Annotated in this window: 3 protein-coding genes; 1 reads left to right on the top strand and 2 read right to left on the bottom strand. The window is 44.1% G+C overall.

The annotated features are described in order from the left end of the window. Window positions 1-133: 133 nt before the first annotated feature. Window positions 134-607 (bottom strand): hypothetical protein, encoded by a 474-nt coding sequence (locus BACCELL_RS12355; protein WP_007212142.1) that lies wholly within the window; start codon window positions 605-607, stop codon window positions 134-136. 434 nt (window positions 608-1,041) lie between these two features. Then, on the bottom strand, window positions 1,042-2,364 hold the full coding sequence (locus BACCELL_RS12350; RefSeq protein ID WP_007212141.1) for a VapE domain-containing protein: 1,323 nt from the start codon (window positions 2,362-2,364) through the stop codon (window positions 1,042-1,044). A gap of 332 nt (window positions 2,365-2,696) precedes the next feature. On the opposite strand from BACCELL_RS12350, the gene BACCELL_RS12345 reads away from it, so the two are divergent. Further along, the gene (locus BACCELL_RS12345; protein ID WP_007212139.1) at window positions 2,697-3,344 is read left to right on the top strand and encodes an HU family DNA-binding protein; all 648 of its coding nucleotides are present in this window, start codon (window positions 2,697-2,699) and stop codon (window positions 3,342-3,344) included. Window positions 3,345-3,417 lie beyond the last annotated feature (73 nt).

The raw sequence follows: 3,417 nt of genomic DNA, 5'->3' as shown, positions 1-3,417 counted from the left end.
TGGATAGAAATAGAGGGGGGGGTATACAAAAAAGAGACGGAGCTCCTCACGAAACTCCGTACTCACAAGATGAAAAGGATTAAAAAAACAATATATACTGGTTAGGTGAGGTATTAGTTATCAAGTTAGGTCTTTATTTCTTTTTGGAGAAGAGTAAATGCCAAAAAGAAGACCAAATATCAAATCGGCTACTGAGCGTAGACTTATAGTCTTCCGCTATTTTCTGGTGCAATGAGTTCAAACGCTCGGTAAGCTCTATCATTTTATCTAAATCAGCTTTTAGCTTAGCCTCCCACTGAACATGCAAATAATTCTCTTCCCGCAAATCATCATTCTTTTTTGCCAATCGGGAATTCTCCTGATAAATCCAATCTAAATGCCCTCTCGGAATTCGCTCAATAGTTTCATCGTCAGGATAGGATTGCATCGATTTTAACTCAAGAGCTCTATCGAGTTCGTCAGCATCCACCAGCGGATCCGGATCTTCAAAAGGATCCCTCTTTAAAGAAGAAATTGTCAAATAATTGAGCCGAATCCATTCACGGATTACCCCCTCAGTTACGCCGTATTTTTCGGCAGCTGCTTGTATAGAAAGCCAATTAGCCATATAGTGTTTGATTAAATAAGTTTCAAATCAACCCTATACGGCTATAATGGTTTATATTATAAAAGTACGGGGTCTTACTTCTTCCCTACCAGTAGGTATGTGGATACCTCTAAAAACAGGAAGAGTAAGCCCGTACCAAGACTGATACAGGCTACGCTCATCCGGTTTTTTAGTCAAATTTCCACATTTTACTGGTACCGGAAGAGGACATGTAAACCATGAAAGATATCACATGTCACGTGTTCAGTTGCAAAGATACGTTTTTTTTCACATTCAACAACAAAAGCATTCATTTGTTTCGAATTTCATCAAAAAAGATTCTCTAAAAACCGTTGAGCATCTATTCTTGTTTTCCTCAGTCAAACCAGCTTTTACCATATTCATAGCGAGTATCCCTACCCTTCCACACTATTGAAACGCCCGATTCATCGGGGTTAGCGGGTGGAAGGGATATTTTCGGACAAAGAAATGACCGCATAATAATTCCCATAACGGCTACGTGAGCGGGAAAATCCCAATGGCGCCAACAACTGGGCAAACGCATTCGAATTAACTCCCCGCATGGCGGCTGGATTCTGTCTTTTCAAAACCTTGAAAATATCTGCTGCGGAAAGGCGTTGCACTATTTCATCCCGATCTTCGGCTGTGGCAGGGCGGAAACAGGCATAAAGCACCTCTTCCATTATGCTGCGACGCTGAAACATCTTATTATGCTCCTTCAATTCATGTTCTTCTTCTGCCGTAAACCAATATCGGGCACCCTTCAGAAGCTCTTGCTTCAACTGGGCATAGATTTGTTTGTGCACAATGCGGGAACAATCTATCTTCCCCTTCACTTCCACACAAAGAAAACGCCGGCTCCCCGTAGGATCGGATAATAAATCGGAACGGTTGCTTGTGCCTATGAAAGAGGCGATACGCGGCAGGTTGCGATAGTTTCTCTGATAGGCTTTACAAAGGTTCAGCTCCGCCATCTGCATCAGATTCTTCAGCAACGGCATTTTAGAAGCGGGATATTTATCGAACTCGTCGAGATTCAGCAGACCCATTTCCGACATTTTACGGGTGACGTTTCCTTTTGAAGTCAACTCCACTTCATCCGAATAGTAACGTGACAGGGTTTCGGGCATTAAACTCTTGCAAAAGGTAGATTTCAAACAGCCTTGTTCCGTACTGATAAGGATAGGAGCCACACTATTGGCATGCTTTCCCGTTATGCCCAGCCATTGTGCAGTAAGGGCAAGCAACCATATATGGAAGTGTTTTATCCACAATGGATCAGAAGAAACACGGTGCGCCAATGCTTCAAGACGATCAATGCCATCCCAGGCCGGAAGTTCGTCCAGATACAGAAGGAAAGGATGATAACCGGGTACACTGGTAGAATAAAGATAACGACTGATGTCTTTATCCCAACAGGCAATGCCCCGTGCATGCGCTTCGAGGCAGAAAGAATTCAGTTCCCGTCTGCCCACAGGTGCAAAAGGCTCTCCTCTCCCATCTGCCGGACGGTATTCGGTTTCTTCCGTCAGCAAATTATAACGAAAATCGTAGGTAGATTGCAGGAAGCGGTTTACCTGATCCGTCAGACTAACCGGCACGGTCTTTACACGTTCCGCAACAGGATGGTTTGTGGAACGCGCAACGGTAATATCCGTGTGCTCCACAATAGATTCCGGCTGATTTGCCAGCACTTTTTTTTCTTCTCTCCAACTCTCAAAAAAAGAGGTAATAAATCGCATTAATTTTGTCTTCATAATTCTGTTACTATTTTAGTGATTAATGCTACGAAGTTAGCATCATAAAAGGCCTGTTTGCAAACGTTTCAGAGAAATCCGTTCAACTAATCAGCACTAATAAAGCAGGTATATCTTGTTGTGATTTCACATATGGGATCATCGTCTTTTGCATAAGGCATCCGCAGCGTTTGATTATAGTCGGCAGGCTTACTGATTACTGTCAGCAAGCTTGTTGATTGCAATCAGCCACCCTGCCGACTATAATCAAACGATATGAATGGTCCGTTCAAAATTTGCTCTTCCCTTATATATATGGTACATTTGCATCATCAATTGTAAAACGACAAACAATGGCAATACTTTTTGAATGGTATGAGACTCCGGTACCGAACAATGAAACGGACGAAACTGAGAAAACAACAATCCATGCACGCATCACCCTCAATGGAAAAGTAGGAACCGACGAAATCCGCCGAAAAATACAGAAACGCAGCTCGCTGACTGAAACTGATGTGTCGGCGGTGCTCGACGCGCTTTCTCATGTGATGGGCGAGGAATTATCGGAAGGGCGGCAAGTACACCTGGATGGTATCGGCTATTTCTACCCCACACTGAAAAGTGAAAAAGGAATCACGAGGGAGACGGACCGGAAAAATGAAAAGGTGAGATTGAAAGGTATCAAGTTCCGTGCCGACCGTGCGCTGAAGGACGAGGTGGGCAACGTGAAACTGAAAAACTTCAGGCACAGCGGGCACTCCGGTAAACTGTCTGATGTAGAGATAGATATGCGGCTGAAAGCGTATTTTGCAGAACACCAACTGATGACACGTGCCGATTTCCAGCGTATATGCGGCTTTATGCGGTCTAAAGCAGCGGAGCACCTGAAACGGCTGAATGCGGAAGGAAAGATAGAAAATATAGGAAGAAAGACACAACCGATATATGTGCCGGCGGCAGGATATTATGGAGTCAGCCGGGATCGGATCGTAACGAGATAAGTCCACAAAAAACACCCTTCCACACGCTATGCCCGATGAATAAAGGGACGCAGCGGTGTGGAAGGGTGCTTCA

It is taken from the genome of Bacteroides cellulosilyticus DSM 14838, assembly GCF_000158035.1.
GTDB lineage: Bacteria > Bacteroidota > Bacteroidia > Bacteroidales > Bacteroidaceae > Bacteroides > Bacteroides cellulosilyticus.
This window is presented reverse-complemented; position numbering and strand designations above follow the sequence as displayed.